Source organism: Pseudomonas protegens (genome assembly GCF_013407925.2).
GTDB classification, from domain to species: Bacteria; Pseudomonadota; Gammaproteobacteria; order Pseudomonadales; family Pseudomonadaceae; genus Aquipseudomonas; species Aquipseudomonas fluorescens_AP.
Genome location: NZ_CP060201.1, coordinates 1,562,678 through 1,586,239, shown reverse-complemented (window position 1 = coordinate 1,586,239; position 23,562 = coordinate 1,562,678). Strand labels below are relative to the sequence as shown.

Here is a 23,562-nt window from a genome sequence, read left to right as displayed (position 1 = left end):
TGCAAGCCTGATCGATTAGTGATGCAAGCCTCCTCCGAGCTTATCGAGGAGTGTTCATGCTAACCCAGGAAGAGGATCAGCAGCTGGTCGAGCGCGTTCAGCGTGGCGACAAGCGAGCGTTCGATCTGCTCGTGCTGAAATACCAGCACAAAATTCTCGGGTTGATCGTGCGTTTCGTGCACGACACCCATGAAGCCCAGGATGTCGCACAAGAAGCCTTTATCAAGGCTTACCGTGCACTAGGTAATTTTCGGGGGGACAGCGCGTTCTATACGTGGCTGTACCGTATCGCCATCAACACGGCGAAAAACTATCTGGTTTCACGCGGCCGTCGGCCGCCGGATAGCGATGTCAGTTCTGAGGATGCGGAGTTCTATGACGGCGATCATGGCCTGAAGGATCTCGAATCGCCGGAACGTGCATTGCTGCGGGATGAGATCGAAGGCACCGTCCATCGAACCATTCAGCAACTGCCGGAAGATTTGCGTACAGCCTTAACTTTACGTGAATTCGATGGTCTGAGTTACGAGGACATTGCCAGCGTCATGCAGTGTCCGGTGGGTACCGTGCGCTCCCGGATTTTCCGCGCTCGGGAAGCCATCGATAAAGCCCTGCAGCCGTTGTTGCAGGAAACCTGAGACAGCGGCGACAGCCAAGAGAGGAACCGCCATGAGTCGTGAAGCCCTGCAGGAATCGCTGTCCGCGGTGATGGATAACGAAGCGGACGAACTGGAATTGCGTCGGGTATTGAATGCCGTCGACGAAGTGGAAACCCGTGAGACCTGGGCTCGTTATCAAATCGCCCGGGCAGCCATGCACAAGGAGTTGCTGCTTCCGCGTCTGGACATCGCCGCTGCGGTTTCTGCAGCCCTGGCCGATGAAGCTGTACCGGCCAAAGCGTCTCGTGGACCTTGGCGCAGCCTGGGTCGTCTGGCGGTCGCTGCGTCTGTGACTGTAGCGGTACTCGCGGGTGTACGTCTGTACAACCACGATGAGATCGCAGGTGTGGAGCTTGCTCAGCAAGCGGGTCAGCCAACCCTGGCCGCCCCACAAGTCAAAGGCCCTGCCGTTTTGGCCGGCTACAATGAAAGCTCGGAAGCCACCGGCCCCATGGCCAATGGCGTATTGCAAGGTCAGCCCGGCTGGCACGACCAGCGTCTGCCAAGCTACCTGCGTCAGCATGCGCAGCAAGCTGCACTCAAAGGCACTGAAAGCGCACTGCCTTATGCCCGTGCGGCAAGCCTGGAAAACCGCTAAGGAGGATCATGCGCGCCATCCCTCTACTCTCGCTTCTGCTCAGTGGCTGGTTTGTGGTTCCAGCCCACGCCGACGAAGCCCAGGACTGGTTGCAGCGTCTTGGGCAAGCGGAACGGCAGCAAAGCTTTCAGGGCACCTTCGTTTACGAGCGCAATGGTAGTTTTTCTACCCATAACATCTGGCATCGTGTCCAAGATGGAAAGGTCCGTGAGCGTTTGATCCAGCTCGATGGATCCGCTCAAGAGGTTGTGCGCGTCGATGGTCGTACCCAATGCGTCAGCGGTACGCTGGTGGCAGGCTTGGGGGATGCCCCGGACTCTGCGGCGCGTGCGCTGGATCCGCAGAAACTCAAGAATTGGTATGAACTTGCCGTTATCGGCAAGTCACGCGTGGCCGGGCGTCAGGCGGTGATCGTTGCGGTCACGCCGCGAGACCAGCATCGTTACGGCTTTGAATTGCACCTGGATCAGGAAACCGGCTTGCCGCTCAAGTCCCTGTTGTTGAATGACAAGGGACAGTTGCTTGAGCGCTTTCAGTTCACCCGTCTGGACACCGCCGATGTACCGGATGACAACGAGCTGCGTGCCAGTCCGGACTGCAAGCCGGTGGTTCTGGATAGCGACAAGGCCTCAGCGATCAAGAGTACCCAAGCCTGGCACTCCGACTGGTTGCCTCCAGGTTTCGAGTTGACCAGCAGCAGCGCCCGCAAGGATCCGCAAACCAAGTCCGTGGTTAACAGCCTGCTGTATGACGATGGTTTTGCACGTTTCTCCGTGTTCCTCGAGCCCCTCAATGGCGAGGCGGTGACCGACACTCGTTCGCAGTTGGGGCCGACTGTCGCAGTATCGCGGCGCTTGACCACCCCCGAAGGCGAAATGATGGTCACGGTGGTCGGGGAAATTCCGATTGGCACCGCCGAACGTATTGCCCTGTCCATGCGTTTCGATGCCGCCACCAAACAATGAAGCTTTATTGGTTGTGTAAGAGGTCAATCATGGCTGATCCACAATTGAGAAGATGAAATGTTTGGTGAGCAATTTCATTTGCAAAATCCACAAAGTTTTTTTATAGGTCAGAACCCCCTCGGTTCTGACCTTATTTGTCGTTCCTGGAGCAAAAGTGCCACCCCTGTCTTTTCGGCATTTGCTGCTTCATATCGCTTAACCACGCTCGTCGTAACGGGAGCCGTATGTCGATACCACGCTTGAAGTCCTACTTCACCATTCTTGCCACTGTACTGGTGCTGGGTCAGGCCGTGTCTGCCCAGGCAGCCGAGTTGCCTGATTTCACCCAACTGGTCGAGCAGGCCTCGCCCGCAGTGGTGAACATCAGTACCACGCAGAAACTGCCCGATCGCCGGGTTTCCAACTCAGCGCAGATGCCCGATCTGGAAGGCCTGCCGCCAATGCTGCGGGAGTTTTTCGAGCGCGGCATGCCCCAGCAGCGCTCCCCGCGCGGTGATCGCCAGCGCGAGGCGCAATCCCTGGGTTCGGGCTTCATCATCTCCCCGGATGGCTACATTCTCACCAACAACCACGTGATCGCCGATGCGGACGAGATCCTCGTGCGCCTGGCCGACCGCAGCGAGTTGAAAGCCAAACTGATCGGCACCGACCCGCGCTCCGACGTGGCGCTGCTGAAGATTGATGGCAAAGACCTGCCCGTGCTGAAACTGGGCAAATCCCAGGACCTCAAGGCCGGCCAATGGGTCGTGGCCATCGGTTCGCCGTTCGGCTTTGACCACACTGTGACCCAGGGCATCGTCAGCGCCATCGGTCGTAGCCTGCCGAACGAAAACTATGTGCCGTTCATCCAGACCGACGTGCCGATCAACCCGGGCAACTCCGGTGGTCCACTGTTCAACCTGGCCGGTGAAGTGGTGGGGATCAACTCGCAGATCTACACCCGTTCCGGTGGCTTCATGGGCGTGTCCTTCGCCATCCCGATCGATGTGGCGATGGACGTCTCCAATCAGCTGAAAACCGGTGGCAAGGTCAGCCGTGGCTGGCTGGGCGTGGTGATTCAGGAGGTCAATAAAGACCTGGCTGAGTCCTTCGGCCTGGAAAAACCCGCCGGTGCACTGGTGGCTCAGGTTCAGGATGGCGGCCCGGCAGCCAAGGGTGGCTTGCAAGTGGGTGACGTGATTCTCAGCCTCAATGGCCAGCCCATCGTCATGTCTGCCGACCTGCCGCACCTGGTGGGCGCGCTGAAGGCCGGGGCCAAGGCCAATCTAGAAGTGATCCGCGACGGCAAGCGCAAGAACGTCGAGCTGACCGTCGGTGCCATCCCCGAGGAAGACAAGGACCTGAGCATGCTGCCCAAGTCCGGAGTCGAGCGCAGCAGCAACCGTCTCGGCGTGGCCGTGATCGAACTCAACGATGAGCAGAAGAAAGCCTTCGACCTCAAGGGTGGCGTTGTCATCAAGGAAGTTCAGGACGGTCCTGCGGCGCTGATCGGCCTCCAGCCGGGCGATGTGATCACTCACCTGAACAACCAGGCGATCACCACCGCGAAGGAGTTCACTGAAATCGCCAAGGCGCTACCGAAGAATCGTTCGGTGTCCATGCGTGTTCTGCGTCAGGGGCGAGCCAGCTTCATTACCTTCAAGCTGGCCGAATAACCCGCCAGCCTTAAGGGGTGCCCAATAAAAAGCCCGCCTCGTATGAGGCGGGCTTTTTTGTGGCTCTCGGCAAGGTCAGCGCATCATGTCCTTGACCATCTGCTCCTGATCCATCATCTCGCGCTGACGCGCATCGATTCTCGAGGAAAGCGGGAAGTTGCTGCCGGCCCGGCGCTTGGCGAAGTCCAGCTGCTGGATGGCCTGGCGATAGTCGCCGACCAGGGCGAAGTACTCGGCTCGCGCCTGGTGCAGGCCGATGATGTTGCCGGACAGGCCGCGGGTTTCCGCCACCAGGTACCAGACGTCCGGGTCATCCGGGCGACTTTTCAGCAGGCCCTCCAGGGCTTTTTCCGCGTCCGCCGGGCGGTTCTGCTTGAGCAGAAGATCAACCCGAATCTGGTTCAGCGGATAGTTGCCGGGGTACAGGTTGAGCATTCGCTCGACCCGACTTTGCGCATCCGGCAGGCGGCTGTTGGCCATGTCCAGCTCGATCTGGGCCAGGTTGTAGGTGATGTCATTGGGCGACTTGGCCAGCAACGGCTTGAGGTTTTCCCGAGCCTCGTTCCACTGGCTGCCCTTGATCTGGGCGATGGCCAGGCCGTAGCGCGCAATGTCGTTTTTCGGGTTTTCGTCGAGCTGCGCGCGAAAACGCTTGGCGGCCAGGCCCGGGGACTCTTCATAGTTGAGTTGCACTCGGGCACGAATCAGTTGATAGCGCAGGCTGTCTTCGGTACCGCCCTGCTTGGCCTGTTCGGCACGGTTGCGGGTGTCGGCGATCCGCGACTCGGTGACCGGGTGGGTCAAGAGGAATTCCGGCGGCTTGGCATCGAAGCGGTACTGGCGCATCAGGCGCTCGAACATGGTGGGCATCGAGCGCGGATCGTAGCCGGCCTTCTCCAGATTGAGGATGCCGATACGGTCGGCTTCCTGCTCGTTCTGTCGGGAGAAGCGCCGCTGTTCCTGGATTGCCGCGGCCTGGGTGCCGGCAATGGTGGCGATCCCGGCATCCCCGGCACCGGCGGCGGCAATCACGATCCCCGCCAGCAGCGCGGCCATCATTGGCACCTGCATGCGTTGCTGGGCTTCGACGCCGCGGGCGAAGTGCCGCTGGGAAAGGTGCGCCAGTTCGTGAGCCAGTACCGAGGCATATTCGCCTTCGGTCTGGGCGTTGAGAAACAGACCACCGTTGACCCCGACAATCCCGCCGGGAGCGGCAAAGGCGTTGAGCTGCGGGCTGTTGATCAGGATGAACTCCAGGCGCCGGTCGTTGACCTGGCTGGTCTCCACCAGTTTGTAGACGCTGGTTTCGACGTAGTCCTTGAGCTGCGGGTCATTGAGCTGCGAGACCTGGCTGCGCAGCAGCGCCAGCCAGGCGCGGCCCAGTTGGTGTTCCTGTTGCGGCGAGACAATGGCTGAACTGGCATCACCGAGTGACGGCAGGTCGTCGGCGAAGCCCGGTGAGGCGAGCAGGCAAGCGAGCGTCAGCAGGGTAGGGCGCAATAAATTCATGCACAAAGCCTTATTCGACAAAGGCTCTACTGTAGCTGGCCGCTGGTCCGGGGACCAGACAAAGGCGCTGAAAACTCTGCGGATCCCAGGTGCTTTCTGGCAAATTCCAGCGTCTACCCCATAAGCCCTTTATCAGAGTGGTGTATGCGCTGGGTCAGGCTTGTTTATTGCCGGCGGCTTTGCCTTGCAGGGTATTCTAGGCGCCAGAATTTTCGATCGGAGTAGGTTCAATGACCGATGTTGTCACCCATGACGCCGAGCTGGATGCCAGCGGGCTCAATTGTCCGCTGCCGCTGCTCAAGGCCAAGATGGAACTCAATCGCCTGGCCAGTGGCGCGGTGCTCAAGGTCATTGCCACCGATGCCGGGTCCCAGCGCGACTTTCGCACCTTTGCCCGTCTGGCCGGTCATACCCTGCTGCACGAAGAGGACGATGCCGGGGTCTATCGTTACTGGCTGAAAAAGGCCTGACGGCCGCTCATCGATTTCACCTAAGGATCATTGATGTTCAAAGTGCTACGCGACTGGATACAGCGCTACTTCTCGGATGAAGAGGCGGTGGTGCTCGCCGTCCTGCTGTTCCTGGCCTTTACGGCGGTGCTGACCCTGGGCGGCATGCTGGCGCCGGTGTTGGCGGGCATGGTCCTGGCGTACCTGATGCAGGGGCTGGTGGTGAGCCTGGAGCGCCTGCGCCTGCCGGGCGGCGCGGCGGTGGGGTTGGTGTTTGCCCTGTTCATGGGCTTGTTGCTGGTCTTTATCCTGGTGGTGGTGCCGCTGCTCTGGCACCAGTTCGTCACCTTGTTCAACGAGTTGCCCGGGATGCTCGCCAAGTGGCAATCGCTGTTGCTGCTGTTGCCCGAGCGTTACCCGCACCTGGTGTCGGATGAGCAGGTGCTGCAGGCCATTGAGGTGGCCAGGGGCGAGATCGGCAAGTTCGGGCAATGGGCGTTGACCTTCTCCCTGTCCAGCCTGCCGTTGCTGGTGAACATCATGATCTACCTGGTGCTGGTGCCGATCCTGGTGTTTTTCTTCCTCAAGGATCGGGCCATGATCAGCCGCTGGGTCATCGGCTATCTGCCGCGCGAGCGGACCCTGATTACCCGGGTTGCCCACGAAATGAACCGGCAGATTGCCAACTACATCCGCGGCAAGGTCATCGAGATTGTCATCTGCGGCGGCGTGACCTACATCGCCTTCGTCGCCCTGGGCCTCAACTACGCGGCGTTGCTGGCGCTGCTGGTGGGCATTTCGGTGGTGGTGCCTTATGTCGGCGCTGTGGTGGTCACGGTGCCGGTGGCGCTGATTGCGCTGTTCCAATGGGGCTGGAGCGACCAGTTCATCTATCTGATGGCGGTCTACGGGATCATCCAGACCCTGGATGGCAACGTGCTGGTGCCGCTGCTGTTCTCCGGTGCGGTGAACCTGCACCCGGTGGCGATCATCTGTGCGGTGTTGTTGTTCGGCGGGCTGTGGGGCTTCTGGGGGATTTTCTTTGCGATTCCCCTGGCCACCTTGTTCAAGGCGGTGCTGGATGCCTGGCCAAGGAAGGATCCGGTGGTGGCGCCTTTACTCTAGATACGCGGGGCGGCTGATTCAGCCGCCCCGGTCATTTCAGGCCTTGTTCAGGGCCTGGGCCGCGGCCAGTACGGCGTCGACGTGGCCCGGAACCTTCACCCCGCGCCATTCCTGGCGCAGCACACCGTCCTTGTCGATGAGGAAGGTGCTGCGGTCCACGCCCAGGTATTCCTTGCCGTAGAGCTTCTTCAACTTGATCACGTCGAACAGCTGGCAGACGGCTTCGTCCTTGTCGCTGATCAGTTCGAAGGGGAATTCCTGCTTGCACTTGAAGTTCTCGTGGGACTTCAGGCTGTCGCGGGAAACGCCGAAGATTTCGGTGTTGGCAGCCTGGAAGGCGGCGTATTGATCGCGAAAGCCCTGGCCCTCGGTGGTGCAGCCCGGCGTGCTGTCCTTGGGGTAAAAGTAGATCACCACTTGCTTGCCCTTGAGGCCGGACAGGCTGACGGTCTGGCCGCTGGTGGCAGGGGCCTGGAAATCGGTGACGGGTTGGTCGATAGCAACGGCCATGGGAGCTTCCTTACATAGGGTTCTGTGGGCGCCAGGGTTCGATCAGCGCATCGAGGTTCATGGCATCGGCAAAATCCAGGAACTGATCGCGCAACCAGCTGATCTGGGTGCCGGCGGGCAGGGTCACGGTGAAGGTGGCGTTGAGCATGGTGCCTCCGGTCTGCGGAGCCTGGTAGGTATCGCAGGTGAGGTTTTCCAGCTCGACATGGTGGTCGATGAAGAACTGGCACAGCTCGTTGACGATGTCCGAGCGATAAGCCGCGCTGACATAAGCCACGTAAGGCAGAGCCTGAGGGCGGCTTTCCAGGGCTGCGCTGCGCACCACATTGACGGTGAAGGCGTGCTTCTTGGCCAGGAACGGCAGGCTGCTCTCCAGGCGTGCCAGGGCGTCCCAGCTGCCGGAAATCTCCAGCACCAGGGCGCTGCACTCGCCATGCCGGGTCAGGCGCGAGGTCACGACGGCGCAGCGGTTTTCATGGCTGGCGCGGCACAGGACGTTGGTCAGCTCCATGGGGTTGGCGCCGAGGGCACTGATGACAAGGAATTGTTCGCGAACTGTGGGGGTGGACATGCAGCATTCCTAAAGCGATGAGCGGTCGATACTTTTGACAAGTCGGTGTCGGGCAAACGCTGCCAGCGACTTCTCAGGGCCCCGGACCACCAGCCGGCGACAGGTCCCGGGACATCCGGAACAAGGGCTGACAATGCAGGAATGGGGCTTTGGAGAAGCGACAGGCAGGCGATAACCCGGTTTACACGCTTATCGGTAGCGATCAAAGCCTGAAGGGTAGCGAAAACCATCGCTCAGGGGAATGCTCACGGCGCGGGACTTCGCTTGTGCAAGGAACTTGGCGCCAGTACCATTACCGCTCTCTTTTTCCGGCAGGAGCGGTTGCATGATTGCGGGCAGTATGGTGGCACTGGTCACACCCATGGATGCACAGGGAAATCTCGACTGGGACAGCCTGAGCAAACTGGTGGACTTCCACCTGCAAGAGGGCACCAACGCCATCGTGGCGGTCGGCACCACAGGTGAATCGGCCACTCTGGATGTCAACGAGCACATCGAAGTGATTCGTCGGGTGGTGGCCCAGGTTGCAGGGCGCATTCCGGTGATTGCCGGTACCGGCGCCAACTCGACGCGTGAAGCGATCGAACTGACCACCAACGCGAATATCGCCGGCGCCGATGCCTGCCTGCTGGTGACTCCGTACTACAACAAGCCGACCCAGGAAGGCCTTTACCAGCATTTCCGCGCCATTGCCGAGGCCGTGGACATTCCGCAGATCCTCTACAACGTTCCCGGCCGTACCGCATGCGACATGCAGGCCGAGACCGTGATCCGCCTGTCCAGCGTGAAGAACATCATCGGCATCAAGGAAGCCACCGGCGACCTGCAGCGGGCCAAGGCGATCCTGGCCGGCGTGCCCAGCGATTTCCTGGTGTACTCCGGCGATGACGCCACCGCGGTCGAGCTGATCCTGCTGGGCGGCAAGGGCAATATCTCGGTGACCGCCAACGTCGCCCCCCGGGCCATGAGCCAGATGTGTGCCGCCGCCATGGCTGGCGATGCTGCCAAGGCCCGCGAGATCCACGAAACCCTGATGCCGCTGAACAAGACACTGTTCATCGAATCCAACCCTATTCCCGTGAAATGGGCCCTGCACGAAATGGGCTTGATGCCGGACGGTATCCGTCTGCCGCTCACCTGGCTCAGTGCCGCCTGTCACGAACCGCTGCGGCAGGCCATGCGCCAGTCCGGCGTCTTGGTTTAATTGAGGAAGTACAACGCATGAAGCGAATGGCCGGACTTTCCGCACTTGCCTTGATTATCTCCAGCACCAGTGGCTGCGGTTGGATCTGGGGCCCGGAAGGCTACTTCCGTGACCGGGGTAGCGATTACCTGCAAGAGCAACAAACCGCACCGATGCAATTGCCGCCGGATGTCCAGACCTCCAAGCGTCTGGATCCGTTGCTGCCAATCCCGCGTAACGTCGCTGACGACAACGTCAAGGGCGAGTACCAGGTGCCGCGTCCGCAGCCGCTGTCGGCGATTGCCGATGCCAGCGACTACACCCTGCAGAAAAGCGGAGATTCGCGTTGGGTCATGGCCCAGCATCCACCAGCCGAAGTCTGGCCCGTGGCCGTGCAGTTCTTCCAGGACAACGGCTTCCGCCTGGATCAGCAGCGCCCGCAAACCGGCGAGTTCACCACCAGCTGGCAGCGTTCCGACGAGCTTTCCGCGGCCGTGGCCAAGCGCCTGAGCAGCTCCGGCGTTGCCGCCGATAGCGAAACCCGCGTGCGGGTCCGCATCGAACCGGGCGTGCAGCGCAACACCAGTGAAGTCTACGTGGTCAGCGCCGAGCGTCCTGCCGGCAGCACCGCCGACGTGGAGTTCACCAACCGTTCGCTCAACACCGGCCTGGACGCGGCGCTGGTGGACGACATGCTGGCCAGCATGAGCCGTACTGCCGAGAAAGGCGGTTCGGTGTCCCTGTTGGCGGCTCGTGATTTCGATACCCCAAGCCGGGTCAGCCTCAGCGAAGACGGCAGCGGCAACCCGGTGCTGAACCTGGGCGCCGACCTCGATCGCGCCTGGTCCAGCGTGGGTCGCGCCCTGGAGCAGGGCGAATGGCGGGTTGAGGACATCAACCGCAGCCTGGGTCTGTACTACATCAACCTGGCGGAAAAAGCCGAGAAGAAAAACGACGAGCCGGGCTTCTTCGGCAAGTTGTTCGGCAGCAAACCGGCCAAGGAAGAGATCGAAGCTCGCGCCGAGCGCTATCAGGTTCGCCTGAGCAAGGTCGGCGACAACGTCCAGGTCACCGTCGAGAAGAACATCAACACCGTGGCGCCGGCCGATGTGGCGCGCAAAGTGTTGGGCGTGATTCAGGACAACCTGGGCTGATCAGATGCGTTTTGCCGTTCTCGGCAGTGGTAGCCAAGGGAATGGCACGCTGATCGCCAGTGCTGACACCTGCATCCTGGTGGATTGTGGTTTCTCCCTGCGGGAAACCGAGCGGCGCCTGCTGCGCCTGGGAGTCCATCCCTCGCAGTTGAGCGCCATCCTGGTAACCCACGAACATGCCGACCACGTGCATGGCGTGGGTTTGCTGTCTCGGCGCTACAATTTACCGGTCTACCTCAGCCAGGGCACGTTGCGCGGGATGCGCAAGCCGGTGGAGGCGGAGGGTTTTGTCCGCGGTGGCGAGCAGTTGCAGATCGGCGACTTGTGCATTGACGTGATTGCCGTCGCCCACGATGCCCAGGAGCCTACCCAGTTTGTCTTCAGCGACGGTCAGCGGCGCTTTGGCCTGTTGACCGACCTGGGCTCCTACTGCGCCGACGTACTGCAAGGCTACCGTGGCCTGGATGCCTTGATGATCGAGGCCAATCACTGCCGTGACCTGCTGGCGCGCGGTTATTACCCGTACTTTCTCAAGCAGCGGGTTGGTGGTGACCAGGGACATTTGAACAACCATCAGGCCGCAAGCCTGGTGGCCGAATTGGGATGGCAGGACCTGCAGCATCTGGTCCTGGCCCATCTGAGCAGCAAGAACAACCTGCCGCAGCTGGCCCGGCAATGTTTTGTCGACACCCTCGGGTGCGACCCGGACTGGCTGCAACTGGCCGATCAAGATTCAGGGCTCGACTGGCGTCACATCGCCTAGCCCACCTACGTAGCAAGCGGAGCCCATCATGGAAAAACGTGAAGAACTCTACCGCGGCAAAGCCAAGTCGGTTTACAAGACCGATGACGCCGACCGCTTGATCCTGCTGTTTCGCAACGACACCTCGGCGTTCGACGGCAAGCGCATCGAGCAGCTGGACCGCAAGGGAATGGTGAACAACAAGTTCAACGCCTTCATCATGCAGAAACTCGAAGCCGCCGGTGTGCCGACCCAGTTCGACAAGCTGCTGGGCGACAACGAGTGCCTGGTGAAGAAGCTCGACATGATTCCGGTGGAGTGCGTGGTGCGCAACTACGCGGCCGGCAGCCTGGTCAAGCGCCTGGGTGTGGAAGAGGGCATGAAACTCAACCCTTACACCTTCGAACTGTTCCTCAAGGATGACGCCAAGGGCGATCCGTTCATCAACGAATCCCACGTGGTGGCGTTCGGCTGGGGCACCGCTGAGCAACTGGCGCGCATGAAAGAGCTGTCGCTCAAGGTCAACGAAGTGCTGAGCAAGCTGTTCGATGACGCCGGCCTGCTGCTGGTGGACTTCAAGCTGGAGTTCGGCGTGTTCAGCGACGGTTCCATCGTCCTGGGCGACGAGTTCAGCCCGGACGGTTGCCGTCTGTGGGACAAGGCCACCAAGAAGAAAATGGACAAGGACCGCTTCCGCCAGGGCCTCGGTGATGTCATCGAAGCCTACGAAGAAGTGGCCCAGCGCCTCGGCGTACCGCTGTAATCGACGCAAGCATCTGATAGCACGGAAAAAATTCGCTTAAGGGGCTTCGCTTCAAGCAAATGTGCTGTTATGATGCGCGCCGTTGGAGAGATGCCAGAGTGGCCGAATGGGACGGATTCGAAATCCGTTGTACCTTCACCGGTACCTAGGGTTCGAATCCCTATCTCTCCGCCATACATGAAGTACGCAAAGCCCCCGCAAACATCGATGTTTGCGGGGGCTTTGTGGTTTCTGGGGTAGTGATTGGGGCAGGTTTAGGGCGGGATTCGTCTGGCTTGGGCCGTTCCAGTCCGCTCAGTGCCTTTTGTGCTTGGGGCTATGGAGTCCTCCACCGAGCAGCTATGGCGCTCAACCTCTGTCCTGGGAGGTTATGGACGTATCTCAAGTTCATTGAGGCTCATCTACCTGCCGCCGAGACCGCAGTAGCGCGCGCCTTGTTGCGCAATTGTTTCGGCGAAGTCTTTTAACTCATCAATGCTCTCGACATCGAGAATGCGCTTCACGTCCTCAACGTATTTTGCCGATATGCATCTGGTGAGTATTTAAAATGCGTCAGGGTTATGGCCAAGACCAACCAGTGTTTTGCGCCATCAGTGGCCAGCATTCGTTTTAGGTAAATATTTCACTGTGTTAATTATTGCGTGAAGAAGTTTGACCCTGATTAGGGTGGTTCTTTTATGCGTTTGAGTGCTTGTTTGTTAAAAGTAATATGTCGTTATTGGGTTCTATCCTTAAGTTTAAAAGTGTTTGAGTGTGATCCTCTAATGCCAAACTTGAGATGTCCTTTGATCTTTTGTCGTTGAGTTTACTCGATTGGCGATAGGTGCCAGCGAAGCCAGTTTTTAAATTTTAGTCATCCAGTACCGTGGCAATGCCAGGCATCATTTGGTTCTTTGCAAGATCAAGAATCCATTGCTTAGGCTTTGGATTGGACCAGCGGTACGAGGTGAGTGTTTTGGGCTGCACTTGTTTATTCCTCAAGCGCTACTAGCTGCCTACTTTGGATCAGGTGTCTCAAGCTGAGAGGGGATGTTGCCACCGATGGATAACAGCAATGTCTTCGACTATCGCATTGCCCGCTTCGGCCGCTATTTTCCACATCAATTTCCTGGCGGGGGTGATCAGCTCAATGTGCAAAAGCTGGCACGCTCCTTTGCTACTTTAAATTCCCTGATAACTAAGGCGTAACGATCCCGTATAAAACATGCACAGGGATATGCCCCATGCACACTGCAACTTCTGCAGAACCCCTTGACCCGCCACTGACTTGCCTGACCTTCCTCAAACTCATGCGATTGCTGATCGTGGCCTATGTGCTGCGCTCTCCCGATCGCAGCAACATCGCCCTGGCCAAGCCTGGGTCTTGCCGCCGCGGCCTAAGGTGTGTGAGAGCGGGGCTGGGCCTTCGCGCCTATGCGCTGTCCGATGCGCCGGGCAACCGGATCACGCACAGGGGCGACGCGCGTTTTTGAATCACCCGGATCAGGGGCGCCAGGGAGCTGATCCCTGCTGCCATCAATTGCAGGTTTGCAGTGTAGGCGACTCTATATAAGAAGTGTCTTATTTAATGGTTGTTTTTAATCTGCTTGAGCGGTTTTTTATAAGTAGTACAAGTTCCCAAGAAAAATCTTGTTTATTTAGGGAGCGCTCCTCGTCACATGAGGATTGGTCGTTATTCTAAAAGAACAGATTGGTCTGTATCGTAATGTCCGCTCTGGATGGAATGCAGATGCCTGTTGTCGATGTGTATTTCATTGTGGGTAACAGCAGCTGATTGAGGTTGTTGTGGTGTTCAACTCATGTTTCGTTGGCTCGAAGTTCAGCAAGGCTGTACGTCTCGGGAGAGCGAGGTTGTTTTGAATGCTGTGCTCTTAGACGGTTTTTTATAATAGGGAATCAGATGAAACTTAAATCTTTTGCATCCAAGGCGACCTGTGGGTTGCTACTTGCGGCACTGACTCCGGCATTGAGTTACGCAGAGACCGGTGTCAACTCCGGCAACGTGAAGTTCGAAGGCCTGATCTCCAGCGTCAGTTGCAAGGTTCAGGTCGATGCCAACGAGTCCGGAGCGAACACGGGCACGGTCAAGTTCGGCAACGTCCTGCCTTCGGTTTTCGCCGGCGGCATCGGCTCCGCCTCCGAGTTCAAGGAATTCAACATCAACCTCAGTGGCGGCGGCTGCACCGACGGCTCCAAGGCTGCCGTCAGCTTCAACAAGGACGGCTTCATCGATAACGCCACCGGCAACCTGCGTCTGATCGACAGCGGTTCCGGTTCGGCATCGGGCGTGCAGATCCAGATTCACAACAACGGCGCCACCCCGGGGAAAATCGACCTGTCGGAAAACAACAACCAGCAGTTTGCCGAAGTCGTGGGCAACAAGGCGGTGCTGAAGTTCAAGGCCTCCTATGTGGCGGTCAGCGACACGATCGTCGAAGGTCGTGCCGACTCCAATATCAACTTCGATGTGACGTACAACTGACGTCTGTCAGTTACATAAGGAGTTGCTCATGGCGCCGAAAGCGCATGTGTTTAAAACTTTCGTTATCGGCGCCATCTTTCTGGGTCTGTTTTCATCGGCAGTCAATGCGGAAATAGTCATTCATGGCACCCGTGTGGTTTATCCGGCGAGTGCCCGTGATGTGACACTGAGAATGAATAACCCAGGCAGTATGCCGATATTGGTCCAGGCCTGGATTGATGATGGCGATGCCAGTAAGGCACCTGAAGAAATGAAAGTGCCCTTCCAACTTACTCCGGCACTCAGTCGCCTGGAACCCAATGCCGCGGCGGTACTGCGTATTGGTTATTCGAAAGAACCCTTGCCCGCGGATCGTGAGTCACTGTACTGGCTGAACATTCTGGAAGTTCCGCCACAACAGAAACAGGATGAAAACCGATTGGCCTTTACCTTCCGCCACCGGATCAAGTTGTTCTTTCGTCCTGCGGACTTGAAGGTCAATGTCAACTCGGCGGTGGAAAGACTCAGTTGGAAGTTTGAGCCCGCGGGAGTTGCCCAAGGCAAGGCCCCGGGGCCCGTCGTCCAGGTGTCCAATCCAACCCCTTATTACCTGTCCTTCAGCAAGGTCGAGGTGCAAGCGCAGGGACGCACCGTTGACCTGGGGGCTGGGATGGTCGCGCCCTTTGCCCGTGAGTCCTTTGCCTGGCCGGCAAACGCCGAACGAGCGCCACGCAATGCGGCTGTGCGCTTTGAAGTGGTCAATGACTTCGGCGGCCGGGTGCCGCTGGAAAAGAACCTTCTCTAGTTGCCCTGTTAATTCAACTCCGCTCTTGGCCCTGGTCATTAAACGCTGAGTGCATTGGTATCGATTATGTTCAGTGTGCAGCCCTTCTGGCTGGGTTTTCCTGTGCTCGCACGAGTCTGTCCTGGCGATGCTCCGGCCCTGTTCTTGCGAGCACTCTCGGTGCTGGCGGGGTTGTTGGGGCTGGCGGCTCCGGTGGCTGCCCAGCCGACGAGCGCTGATCAAGCCGTGCGATCGGAGGTGTCCGGCGATGCGTCTCAGAACAGCCCGGTGTTCTTCGATACCCAGATGCTGTTCAAGGCGCCAGGAGCCCTCATCGACACCCAGCGCTTCGAGCGTGCGGGGTATGTGGCGCCGGGCAAGTACCTGCTGGATGTGCGAGTCAGTGGCGCCTGGCGCGGCTTGATCGAGATCGAACTGCGCGAAAGCGATGACCCCCAGGGCAGCCAGCCCTGCTACAACCGCGAGTTGCTCAAGCAACTGGGCATCGACCTGAACAAGGTCGACGCCGCGCTGGCGCCTGCCAGTCATCCGCTGCAGGGCGACGGTGAGTTCTGCGGGGACCTCGCCAGTTACATCCCCCATGTCATCACCCAGGTCAACATGGCCGAACAGCAACTGGAACTCTCGGTGCCACAGCTGTTCGTGCTGCCCGAAGTCGCAGCCAGCTACGTCGATCCGGCCAGCTGGGACTCGGGCATCAACGCGGCCCGGCTCAACTACAGCACCAACCTGTTCAGCACCCAGAGCCGTGGCCAGCGCAGCACTAGCGGCTATGCCGGATTGAACATGGGCCTGAACCTGGGAAACCTGCGCCTGCGTCACAGCGGCACCTTCTCCTGGTCGCCGGACAGCGGCAGCGATTATCAACGGGGCTATATCTACGGCCAGACCGACCTGACCGACTGGCGTTCGCAATTGCTGGTGGGGGAGAGCGTGACCGACTCCGAGCTGTTCGATTCGGTGTCGTTTCGCGGGGTCAAGCTGTTCAGCGATGAACGCATGCTGCCCACCGCCCAGCGCTATTTCGCCCCGGTGGTGCGCGGTACGGCCAATACCAACGCCAAGGTCACGGTGCGTCAGCGGGGTTACCTGGTGTACGAAACCACCGTCGCCCCGGGCCCCTTCGAGATTGCCGACCTGCAGGCCGCGAGCTTTGGCGGCGACCTGGAAGTGACGCTGACCGAGGCCGATGGTCGCATCCAGCGTTTTACCGTGCCCTTTGCCACCATGGCCCGTCACCTGCGACCGGGGAGCACCCGCTACAGCCTGACCGGCGGGCAGGTGATCAGGGCCGGCGGGCGTGGTCAGCACCAATATGTGGCCCAGGGCACCCTGCAACGCGGGCTGGACAACCAGGTCACCGGTTATGCCGGCGCCTCGTTAACCGGCAGCTACATGGCCGGCCTGATCGGCGCGGCGCTGAACACCGAGCTCGGCGGTTTCGGCCTCGACCTGACCCAGTCCCGCACCGAGGTGCCGCGCAACGGCAACCTGCAGGGCTCCAGCCTGCGTCTGTCCTACAGCAAGAACCTGCATGACAGCGGCACCCAGTTCTCGTTGCTGGCTTATCGCTATTCCACCCGTGGCTACCTGAGCCTGAGGGATGCCATCGATCTGGAGGACTTCGTCAATCGAGGCGCGCGGTTCGAAGACTTCGCCCGGGTCCGCGATCGCCTGGATGTGACGATCAACCAGCGGGTGGACGGTATCGGCGGTGACTTTTACCTCAATGGCTCCTCCCTCAACTACTGGAATAGCCGCGGTCAGGCGCGCAACTACTCCATGGGCTACAACCACCAGTGGCGCGGCCTCAGCTATGCCTTCAGCGTTCAGCGGACCCAGGGTTCCAGCCAGTTCTCGGGGCGTCGCACCCGCAGCGAGAACACCCTGTGGAGCCTCAGCCTGTCGCTGCCCCTGGGGGGCGTCGCCGGGCGTTCCACCCTGGCCAACGCCTTCATCAGCCACGACCAGAATTCCGGTTCCCACTACTCCAGCGGCATTTCCGGCTCGCTGGGCGAGCGTGAGTCCGCCTCCTATGGCGTGTCGGTGTCCCATGACGCCCAGCCGCGGGAGACCTCGACCAACGCCAACCTGAGCTACTACCTGCCGCAGGTGTCCCTGAGTTCGAGCCTGTCCCAGGGCCGTGACTACCGGTCCCAGTCCCTGGGTGCCTCCGGCGGCATGCTCCTGCATTCCGGGGGCCTGACCCTGTCCCAGACCCTGAGTGAAACCGCAGCCCTGGTGCATGCCCCCCATGCCCGCGGCGCCAGTGTCGGCTATGCCGGTGCGCAGGTGGACGGGCAGGGTTATGCGGTGCTGCCGAGCCTGACGCCCTATCAGCTCAATACCGTGGACCTGGACCCCAGCGGCATGGATGAGGATGTCGAGCTGCAGGTCAGTTCACGCAACGTCGCGCCCAGGGCGGGGGCCGTGGTCAGGCTGTCCTACCCGACCCGCAAGGCCCGGGCGTTTCTGCTCGACAGCCGGCAGGCCGATGGCTCGCCGCTGCCCTTTGCCGCCAGTGCCCTGGACGCCGACAGCGGCGAGGAGCTGGGAGCGGTGGGGCAGGGCAGTCGCCTGGTGCTGCGCAGCGAGAAGGATCGGGGCCGCATCCGGGTGCAGTGGGGCGACGCACCCGCCGAGCAGTGCCTGATCGACTATGTGTTGCCGGCGCCCGCGGCGCAGCCGGGCAACGAATCGCTCTTGCTCGACTTGCCGTGTCACGGCCTGTCGCCGCAGAGCACCATCACTGCGGAGCCTGCATCTTGAGGGGCTGCCTTGCTCGTGTGTTGCGTGGCGTGTGCCTGCTGGGGGCGGCGTTGCTGCTGTTCAGCCAGGGCGCCTGGGCCGACCTGTCGATTGTCGGCACGCGCTTCATCTATCCCCAGGGGCTGGCGGCCTTGAGCATCCGGGTTGGCAATCTCGGCACGGCGCCGCTGCTGCTGCAGACCTGGCTGGACAAGGGCGATGCCTCGGTCGATCCGAGCCGGTTGGCCGTGCCATTCGTACTTTCACCGCCACTTTCGCGACTCGATCCGCAGCAGAGCGCCGTCCTGTCGCTGCGTCACAGCGGCGAGCCGCTGCCTGCCGATCGTGAGTCGGTGTTCTGGCTCAACTTTCTGGAAGTGCCGTCCCTGCGGCCTCTGAGCAGCAACCAGCTGAGCCTGAGCTATCGCCTGCGGATGAAGCTGCTGTATCGCCCCAAGGGCCTGCCGGGTCGGGCCGACGACGCGGCGCGCCAGTTGCGCTGGAGCCTGCACGGGGCGACGCAGGCGGGAGGCGCTGCGACGCTCAGCGTGAGCAATCCGACGCCGTACTACGTGTCCCTGGCTCGGGTGGATGTGGGCGATCCGCGCCAACCCATGACTGTACAGAGCATCACCGTCGAGCCGTTCGGTTCGGCGCGCCTGCCTTTGTCCGCCGCGCCGCCGTTGGGCGGCGGCGCGACAGAAATTCGATACCAAGTGGTTTTAGACAGCGGGGAGACGCTGAGTGGAAGTGTGCAAGTACAGCTGTAGTGGTACGCCAGCCGGCCAGCCGGCCGCTGAAGGCAAGGGGCCAGGTCCGGAGCGGGCGCGAGTGCAGTCGGCGCTGCGGCCGGGGATGTTGCTGGCGCTGCTGTTGCCCGCGTTGGCGCAGGCGCAGATGCGGGTCCAGGTGCCCAGTGCCGGGCAGGCCATACGGGATATCGAAGCCACCCAGCCGGCGCTGCCGCCGCCCACCGATGACGTGCAGCTGGAGGTGCCCAAGGCCGAGCGGCCGACACCGGCCCCGGATACTTCGGGCCTGCGCTTGCTGGTCAAGGCATTCGTCATCAAGGGCAATCAGGTGTTCAGCGATCAAGAGCTGCAGCTGCTGCTGGACGATCTGCGCGGTCAGGAGCTCGACCTGGGTGGTTTGCGTGACGCGGCGCAGCGCATCACCGCCCATTACCAGCAACAGGGCTACCTGCTGGCCCGGGCTTTCCTGCCGGCCCAGGAGATCGATGGCGCAGTGGTGCGCATCGAGGTCATGGAGGGCCGCTACGGCCGGATCGAGCTGAGCAACCAGTCCCGTGCCCGGGACAGCGTACTCCGCGCGCCGCTGACGGCCCTGGACGGTGGCGCGGCGGTCAACAGCGCAGACCTGGAGCGCAGTCTGCTGCTGCTCAACGACCTGCCCGGGGTCCAGGCCAAGGGCACCTTACGTGCGGGGCAGGCCCCCGGCACCAGCGATCTGTTGGTGGAGGCGCAGCCCGGCCCCTGGGCCAGCGGCAGCCTGGAGGCCGACAACTTCGGCGGCTACCACACCGGCGAGTTCCGCCTGGGGGGCAGCTTCAACCTCAACAACCCCCTGGGCCTGGGGGACCAGCTCAACCTGCGCCTGCTGGGCAGCGACCGCGACCAGCGCTACTGGCGCAGCGCTTATCAGCTGCCCGTGGGGCCCTGGTCGACCCGGGTCGGCGCCGGCTACTCGCACATGAGCTACGAGCTCAACAGAAAGCGTTTGAAGAAGCTGCAGATGAATGGCCAGGCCAGTGTCCAGAGCCTGTTCCTCGTCCAGCCGATCCTGCGGGGGCGGACCTTCGACCTGAGTGCGCAACTGCAGTACGAGAACAAGCAACTGCGCGACGACATCGACTTGTTCGAGCTGAGCAAGCGCAAGCACATCGAGTTGTGGACCCTGAGCCTGGGCGGCAGCCGTCAGGACCGCTTCTTCGGCGGTGGCTACAACCAGTTCAGCCTGTCCTACGGCTCGGGCCGCCTGACCTTCGATGACGCCTTCGAGCAGCGCCTGGATCGCTATAGCGCCGCCACTGGTGGCGGCTTCGCCAAGACCAACCTGCAGGTCGCGCGGCTGCAGCGCCTGGGCAACCGCTTCCAGCTCTATGCCCAAGTCAATGCCCAGTGGGCCTCGGCCAACCTCGACAGCTCGGAAAAGATGGGGCTGGGCGGCCCCTACGGCGTGCGCGCCTATCCCCTGAGCGCCGGTATTGGCGACCAGGGCTGGCAGGCCGGCCTGGAGCTGAGCTACGCCCTGGCACCGCGCTGGCAGCTCAGCCTGTTCGCCGACAAGGGCTATGTGCAGGTCAATCGCCTGCCCTGGACCCGCGAAATCAACACCCAGCGCCTGCAAGCGGCGGGGCTGGGGGCACGCTGGAGTGGCGACCGGCGGCAACTCAACCTGACCAGTGCCTGGCCCCTGGATAACCAGAAGGCCGGGGACGGTCCCGAGCGCACCCCACGGATCTGGGTCAGCGCGACACAGTTTTTCTGAAGGCCTGCGTGTGCTTTGGAAGTAGTGCCGTTCTGCGAACAACAGCAGAGCGTTTGAACGTTAATAAGGAGTCATTGTGAACAAGATTTATGCGTTGGTATGGAACCAGGCCCAAGGTCGCTGGAGCGTGACGTGCGAGGGCGCGCGGCGCCGGGGTCGCAGTGGTGGGCGCAAAGGGTTGCTGGTGATGGCCGCCGGCTTGCTCGCTCTGGGTGGGCTGACGCCGGCGATGGCGTTGCCCGAAGGTGGCACGCTGGTGTCCGGCAGTGCCAATTACGATGTCAATGGCAACAACCTGGTGATCAATCAAAAGACCGACAAGCTGATCACCAACTGGACCGAGTTCAACATCGCCGCCGATCAGTCGGTGACCTTCAACCAGCCGGGACGCGACTCCATCGCCCTGAACCGGGTGACCGGCTTCAAGGCCAGCAACATCCAGGGCGCGCTGAACGCCAACGGCCAGGTGTTTCTGATCAACCCCAACGGTGTGCTGATCGGCCAGGGCGCGCAGGTCAACGTGGGCGGCCTGGTGGCCTCGACCCGTGGCATCAGTGATGAGGATTTCGCTGACGGTCGCTACCAGTTCTCCGGAAAATCGGCGGTGGAAGTGATCAACGACGGCAAGATCACTACCGCCGAGGGCGGCTACGTGGCGCTGCTGGGCGCGCGGGTGCGCAACAATGGCGAAATCGTTGCCAATGGAGGAGCCGTGGCACTGGCGGCTGGTAACGATTTCACCCTGAGTCTGGGTAACGACAATCTGATCAGCTTGCAGATTAACGCTGCCGCCGCAGATGCGTTGGCGCAGAACACGTCGTTGCTCAAGGCTGATGGCGGTCAGGTGCTGATGCTGGCCAAGAGCGCCAATGCGCTGACTCAGGCGGTGGTCAACAACCAGGGCGTGATCGAGGCCAATACCCTGTCCAACAAGGGCGGGCGCATTGTTCTGGACGGCGGCGAGCGTGGCGTGGTCAATGTGGGGGGGAAATTGACGGCCAAGGCCGAAGCCACCTACGGCGACGGCGGTACGGTACAGACATCGGGCGCGGTCACACGAGTCGAGCTCAATGCCGAGGTCGATACCCGCTCCAGGAACGATCGCACCGGCACCTGGGTCATCGAGTCCAACGAGGTCAAGGTGGGGGCGACGGGCGTGACTGGCAGCCCGACCCTGGTCGACAGCACCCTCTCCCAGAACCTGAACAAAACCAACGTTCATCTGCGCAGCCGCAATGGCGATGTGGCGGTGGACGCTGCGGTGGCGTGGAAAAGCGGCAACCAACTGACCCTGACCTCCGCCAAGGACGTCAAGGTCAATCAACGGATCAACGCCACGGGTGACAATTCGCGTCTGCAATTGAACGCCGCCAAGTCGGTTCGGCTCGACAATCACGTGAGCCTCACCGGCGTCAACAACAGCCTGGGGGTCAATCATGGCGAGCAACTGGTCGTGGGCAACCAGGGCCTGGTGACCTTGTCTGGAGAGAACGCCGGGTTTGACGCCAATGGCAAGCAGCACAAAGTGATCCAGAACAGCCAGCAGTTGCAGGCCATCGGCAACAAGCTCGATGACCACTATGTCCTGGGCAATCAGATCATGGGATCAGGGACCATCAACTCCATTGGCGGCGATCAGCTGTTCACCGGCTCGCTCAATGGTCTGGGCAATACCATCAGTGACTTCACCATCGACAGTTCGGGCCTGTACGCCGGATTGTTCGGCCAGTCCTCCGGCACCATCAGCGATCTGAAGCTGGCCTCGATCACCGTCAACGGGCAAAACAGCAGGAACGGTTTCAGTGAAATCGGCGGCCTGGTGGGGCGTAACAGCGGCAGCATCGCTCGGGTCAGTGCCCGTGATATGCAGGTCAACGCCGAGAGCAACCAGCGCAACAAGCTGGGTGGCCTGGTGGGGGTCAACTACGGCGGTTCGATCAAGGACTCTTCGGTATCGGGTTCGCTGTACGGCGGCGCCCATACCGCGGCCATCGGCGGCGTGGCCGGGGAAAACCGCTTCGGTCTTGTCAAGGCCGGCATCATCAGCGGCAGTTCCAGTCATGTCGATATCACTACCCATATGCAGAGACAGATCATGGGCGCCGCCGGTGGGCTGGTGGGGGTCAACAATGGCGCGGTAATTATCAATTCGTCGAGCAAGGGCTCCGTCGGTACTTACAACCCGCTCTACAAGGGGCTGTATCTGGGCGGGTTGGTGGGTAATAACCAGAACGGCACCATTACCGGCTCCAGTTCTTCGGCGAGCGTGTATGGCTCGCTGGGTAGCCATATTGGCGGCCTGGTCGGGGTCAACCGGTCTGGCACCATCAGCGGTTCCAGTGCCAGCGGCAATGTCTATGGGGTGGGCACTGAGGCGGCCGGCGGGTTGGTCGGCTCGCAGCAGAACCAAAGCGTGCTGAGCAACGTCCAGGCCTCCGGGAATGTCATTGACCGCGCTGGCATGAATCTGGGGGGGCTGGTAGGAAAGAGCGATGACAGCACGATCCGCGGTTACATCGAGGCCAAGGGACAGGTCAAAGGCGGATTGAAGGCCAACGTCGGCGGCCTGGTCGGCAGCAACACCGGTGGGCTCATCTACGATGCCAAAGCGCTTGGCGCGGTGGAGGGCTATGCCAGCAGTAATATTGGCGGCCTGGTGGGCTACAACGATGGCGACCTGATCTCGGTTGAGGCCCATGGCAAGGTATTTGGCGATACCTACAGCTCGGTGGGGGGACTGGTGGGTACTAACACCAACTACTCCAACCACATCATCGAGCGTGCAGTGGCGACGGGCGACGTCCATGGAACCTGGCACAGCAAGGTGGGTGGCCTGGTCGGCGACAACCAGTCGCGGATCATCAACTCCGAATCCCGTAGCAAGGTCAGTGGCGGCTGGCGTGCCACCCTAGGTGGCCTGGTGGGCGTGAACGAGGGGCAGATCCAAGGCTCGAAATCCACCGTCAAGGTCGATACCGTCTGGCACTACTTCCAGACCTCCGGTGATCAGGTCGGCATCAACCAAGGTACCTACTCGTCGGTCCGCGTTCCCGACAGCCTGACGCGGTTTGCCAGCCTGACGGAGTAAGTCTCGTCCGTAAAACCTCGGCCCGGCTGCCAGGGACTGTCCCTGGCACGCCGGGCACCGCAACCTATC

General features: G+C 61.0%; 21 protein-coding genes and 1 tRNA gene. 19 read left to right on the top strand and 3 right to left on the bottom strand.

Annotation, left to right across the window (positions count from 1 at the left end):
• Positions 1-56: 56 nt before the first annotated feature.
• The 4 genes from rpoE to GGI48_RS07435 all read left to right on the top strand — a co-directional run bounded on the left by rpoE (position 57) and on the right by GGI48_RS07435 (position 3,877).
• On the top strand, positions 57-638 hold the full coding sequence (gene rpoE / locus GGI48_RS07450) for an RNA polymerase sigma factor RpoE (protein ID WP_007930230.1): 582 nt from the start codon (positions 57-59) through the stop codon (positions 636-638).
• Positions 639-669: 31 nt separating this feature from the next.
• Positions 670-1,257, top strand: a complete 588-nt coding sequence (locus GGI48_RS07445; protein WP_016963902.1) for a sigma-E factor negative regulatory protein — start codon at positions 670-672, stop codon at positions 1,255-1,257.
• 8 nt (positions 1,258-1,265) lie between these two features.
• Positions 1,266-2,222: a MucB/RseB C-terminal domain-containing protein gene (locus GGI48_RS07440; RefSeq protein WP_016963903.1), complete on the top strand. Its 957-nt coding sequence runs from the start codon at positions 1,266-1,268 to the stop codon at positions 2,220-2,222.
• 224 nt (positions 2,223-2,446) lie between these two features.
• Positions 2,447-3,877 (top strand): DegQ family serine endoprotease, encoded by a 1,431-nt coding sequence (locus GGI48_RS07435; RefSeq protein ID WP_016963904.1) that lies wholly within the window; start codon positions 2,447-2,449, stop codon positions 3,875-3,877.
• 75 nt (positions 3,878-3,952) lie between these two features.
• On the opposite strand, the gene GGI48_RS07430 is transcribed toward GGI48_RS07435, so the two are convergent.
• On the bottom strand, positions 3,953-5,386 hold the full coding sequence (locus GGI48_RS07430; RefSeq protein ID WP_016963905.1) for a M48 family metalloprotease: 1,434 nt from the start codon (positions 5,384-5,386) through the stop codon (positions 3,953-3,955).
• Positions 5,387-5,616: 230 nt separating this feature from the next.
• On the opposite strand from GGI48_RS07430, the gene GGI48_RS07425 reads away from it, so the two are divergent.
• Both GGI48_RS07425 and GGI48_RS07420 read left to right on the top strand, forming a co-directional pair.
• Positions 5,617-5,856: a sulfurtransferase TusA family protein gene (locus tag GGI48_RS07425; RefSeq protein WP_179597676.1), complete on the top strand. Its 240-nt coding sequence runs from the start codon at positions 5,617-5,619 to the stop codon at positions 5,854-5,856.
• Positions 5,857-5,889: 33 nt separating this feature from the next.
• Positions 5,890-6,960: an AI-2E family transporter gene (locus GGI48_RS07420; RefSeq protein WP_060837997.1), complete on the top strand. Its 1,071-nt coding sequence runs from the start codon at positions 5,890-5,892 to the stop codon at positions 6,958-6,960.
• Positions 6,961-6,996: 36 nt separating this feature from the next.
• On the opposite strand, the gene GGI48_RS07415 is transcribed toward GGI48_RS07420, so the two are convergent.
• Both GGI48_RS07415 and GGI48_RS07410 read right to left on the bottom strand, forming a co-directional pair.
• The gene (locus GGI48_RS07415) at positions 6,997-7,470 is read right to left on the bottom strand and encodes a peroxiredoxin (RefSeq protein WP_047302468.1); all 474 of its coding nucleotides are present in this window, start codon (positions 7,468-7,470) and stop codon (positions 6,997-6,999) included.
• Positions 7,471-7,480: 10 nt separating this feature from the next.
• Positions 7,481-8,041, bottom strand: a complete 561-nt coding sequence (locus GGI48_RS07410) for a glycine cleavage system protein R (RefSeq protein WP_016963909.1) — start codon at positions 8,039-8,041, stop codon at positions 7,481-7,483.
• Between the two features lie 325 nt (positions 8,042-8,366).
• Here GGI48_RS07410 and dapA point away from each other — a divergent pair, with 325 nt between their 5' ends.
• The 13 genes from dapA to GGI48_RS07345 all read left to right on the top strand — a co-directional run bounded on the left by dapA (position 8,367) and on the right by GGI48_RS07345 (position 23,493).
• Positions 8,367-9,245: a 4-hydroxy-tetrahydrodipicolinate synthase gene (gene dapA / locus GGI48_RS07405; RefSeq protein ID WP_179597674.1), complete on the top strand. Its 879-nt coding sequence runs from the start codon at positions 8,367-8,369 to the stop codon at positions 9,243-9,245.
• A gap of 17 nt (positions 9,246-9,262) precedes the next feature.
• Positions 9,263-10,378: an outer membrane protein assembly factor BamC gene (gene bamC, locus GGI48_RS07400; RefSeq protein ID WP_179597672.1), complete on the top strand. Its 1,116-nt coding sequence runs from the start codon at positions 9,263-9,265 to the stop codon at positions 10,376-10,378.
• Positions 10,379-10,382: 4 nt separating this feature from the next.
• Positions 10,383-11,141, top strand: a complete 759-nt coding sequence (locus tag GGI48_RS07395) for an MBL fold metallo-hydrolase (RefSeq protein ID WP_179597670.1) — start codon at positions 10,383-10,385, stop codon at positions 11,139-11,141.
• Positions 11,142-11,169: 28 nt separating this feature from the next.
• The gene (gene purC, locus GGI48_RS07390) at positions 11,170-11,883 is read left to right on the top strand and encodes a phosphoribosylaminoimidazolesuccinocarboxamide synthase (RefSeq protein WP_016963914.1); all 714 of its coding nucleotides are present in this window, start codon (positions 11,170-11,172) and stop codon (positions 11,881-11,883) included.
• Between the two features lie 84 nt (positions 11,884-11,967).
• A tRNA-Ser gene (locus GGI48_RS07385) sits at positions 11,968-12,057 on the top strand.
• Between the two features lie 867 nt (positions 12,058-12,924).
• Positions 12,925-13,071 (top strand): hypothetical protein, encoded by a 147-nt coding sequence (locus tag GGI48_RS07380; protein WP_179597668.1) that lies wholly within the window; start codon positions 12,925-12,927, stop codon positions 13,069-13,071.
• Positions 13,072-13,106: 35 nt separating this feature from the next.
• Entirely contained in the window at positions 13,107-13,355 is a 249-nt protein-coding gene (locus GGI48_RS07375) for a hypothetical protein (protein WP_179597666.1), read from the top strand.
• Between the two features lie 494 nt (positions 13,356-13,849).
• Positions 13,850-14,365: a fimbrial protein gene (locus GGI48_RS07370; RefSeq protein ID WP_052960032.1), complete on the top strand. Its 516-nt coding sequence runs from the start codon at positions 13,850-13,852 to the stop codon at positions 14,363-14,365.
• A gap of 28 nt (positions 14,366-14,393) precedes the next feature.
• A complete protein-coding gene (locus GGI48_RS07365) occupies positions 14,394-15,149 on the top strand; it encodes a molecular chaperone (protein WP_016963324.1) in 756 nt (251 codons plus the stop codon).
• A 285-nt stretch (positions 15,150-15,434) separates the two neighbouring features.
• A complete protein-coding gene (locus GGI48_RS07360) occupies positions 15,435-17,918 on the top strand; it encodes a fimbria/pilus outer membrane usher protein (protein ID WP_179601942.1) in 2,484 nt (827 codons plus the stop codon).
• Positions 17,915-18,667 carry a fimbria/pilus periplasmic chaperone gene (locus GGI48_RS07355; protein WP_181956948.1) on the top strand — a complete coding sequence of 251 codons (753 nt, stop codon included), beginning with the start codon at positions 17,915-17,917 and terminating at the stop codon, positions 18,665-18,667. Before GGI48_RS07360 ends, GGI48_RS07355 begins: the two co-directional genes overlap by 4 nt.
• A gap of 85 nt (positions 18,668-18,752) precedes the next feature.
• Entirely contained in the window at positions 18,753-20,405 is a 1,653-nt protein-coding gene (locus GGI48_RS07350; protein ID WP_179601940.1) for a ShlB/FhaC/HecB family hemolysin secretion/activation protein, read from the top strand.
• Positions 20,406-20,481: 76 nt separating this feature from the next.
• A complete protein-coding gene (locus tag GGI48_RS07345; RefSeq protein ID WP_179597662.1) occupies positions 20,482-23,493 on the top strand; it encodes a GLUG motif-containing protein in 3,012 nt (1,003 codons plus the stop codon).
• Positions 23,494-23,562 lie beyond the last annotated feature (69 nt).

Coding starts and splice junctions, on each gene's coding strand:
- GGI48_RS07380 (WP_179597668.1), top strand. CDS start 12,925: ATGGATAACAGCAATGTCTTCGACTATCGCATTGCCCGCTTCGGCCGC.
- GGI48_RS07395 (WP_179597670.1), top strand. CDS start 10,383: ATGCGTTTTGCCGTTCTCGGCAGTGGTAGCCAAGGGAATGGCACGCTG.
- GGI48_RS07365 (WP_016963324.1), top strand. CDS start 14,394: ATGGCGCCGAAAGCGCATGTGTTTAAAACTTTCGTTATCGGCGCCATC.
- bamC (WP_179597672.1), top strand. CDS start 9,263: ATGAAGCGAATGGCCGGACTTTCCGCACTTGCCTTGATTATCTCCAGC.
- GGI48_RS07440 (WP_016963903.1), top strand. CDS start 1,266: ATGCGCGCCATCCCTCTACTCTCGCTTCTGCTCAGTGGCTGGTTTGTG.
- GGI48_RS07350 (WP_179601940.1), top strand. CDS start 18,753: ATGTTGCTGGCGCTGCTGTTGCCCGCGTTGGCGCAGGCGCAGATGCGG.
- dapA (WP_179597674.1), top strand. CDS start 8,367: ATGATTGCGGGCAGTATGGTGGCACTGGTCACACCCATGGATGCACAG.
- rpoE (WP_007930230.1), top strand. CDS start 57: ATGCTAACCCAGGAAGAGGATCAGCAGCTGGTCGAGCGCGTTCAGCGT.
- GGI48_RS07445 (WP_016963902.1), top strand. CDS start 670: ATGAGTCGTGAAGCCCTGCAGGAATCGCTGTCCGCGGTGATGGATAAC.
- GGI48_RS07415 (WP_047302468.1), bottom strand. CDS start 7,470: ATGGCCGTTGCTATCGACCAACCCGTCACCGATTTCCAGGCCCCTGCC.
- purC (WP_016963914.1), top strand. CDS start 11,170: ATGGAAAAACGTGAAGAACTCTACCGCGGCAAAGCCAAGTCGGTTTAC.
- GGI48_RS07360 (WP_179601942.1), top strand. CDS start 15,435: ATGCTGTTCAAGGCGCCAGGAGCCCTCATCGACACCCAGCGCTTCGAG.
- GGI48_RS07435 (WP_016963904.1), top strand. CDS start 2,447: ATGTCGATACCACGCTTGAAGTCCTACTTCACCATTCTTGCCACTGTA.
- GGI48_RS07375 (WP_179597666.1), top strand. CDS start 13,107: ATGCACACTGCAACTTCTGCAGAACCCCTTGACCCGCCACTGACTTGC.
- GGI48_RS07420 (WP_060837997.1), top strand. CDS start 5,890: ATGTTCAAAGTGCTACGCGACTGGATACAGCGCTACTTCTCGGATGAA.
- GGI48_RS07410 (WP_016963909.1), bottom strand. CDS start 8,041: ATGTCCACCCCCACAGTTCGCGAACAATTCCTTGTCATCAGTGCCCTC.
- GGI48_RS07430 (WP_016963905.1), bottom strand. CDS start 5,386: ATGAATTTATTGCGCCCTACCCTGCTGACGCTCGCTTGCCTGCTCGCC.
- GGI48_RS07425 (WP_179597676.1), top strand. CDS start 5,617: ATGACCGATGTTGTCACCCATGACGCCGAGCTGGATGCCAGCGGGCTC.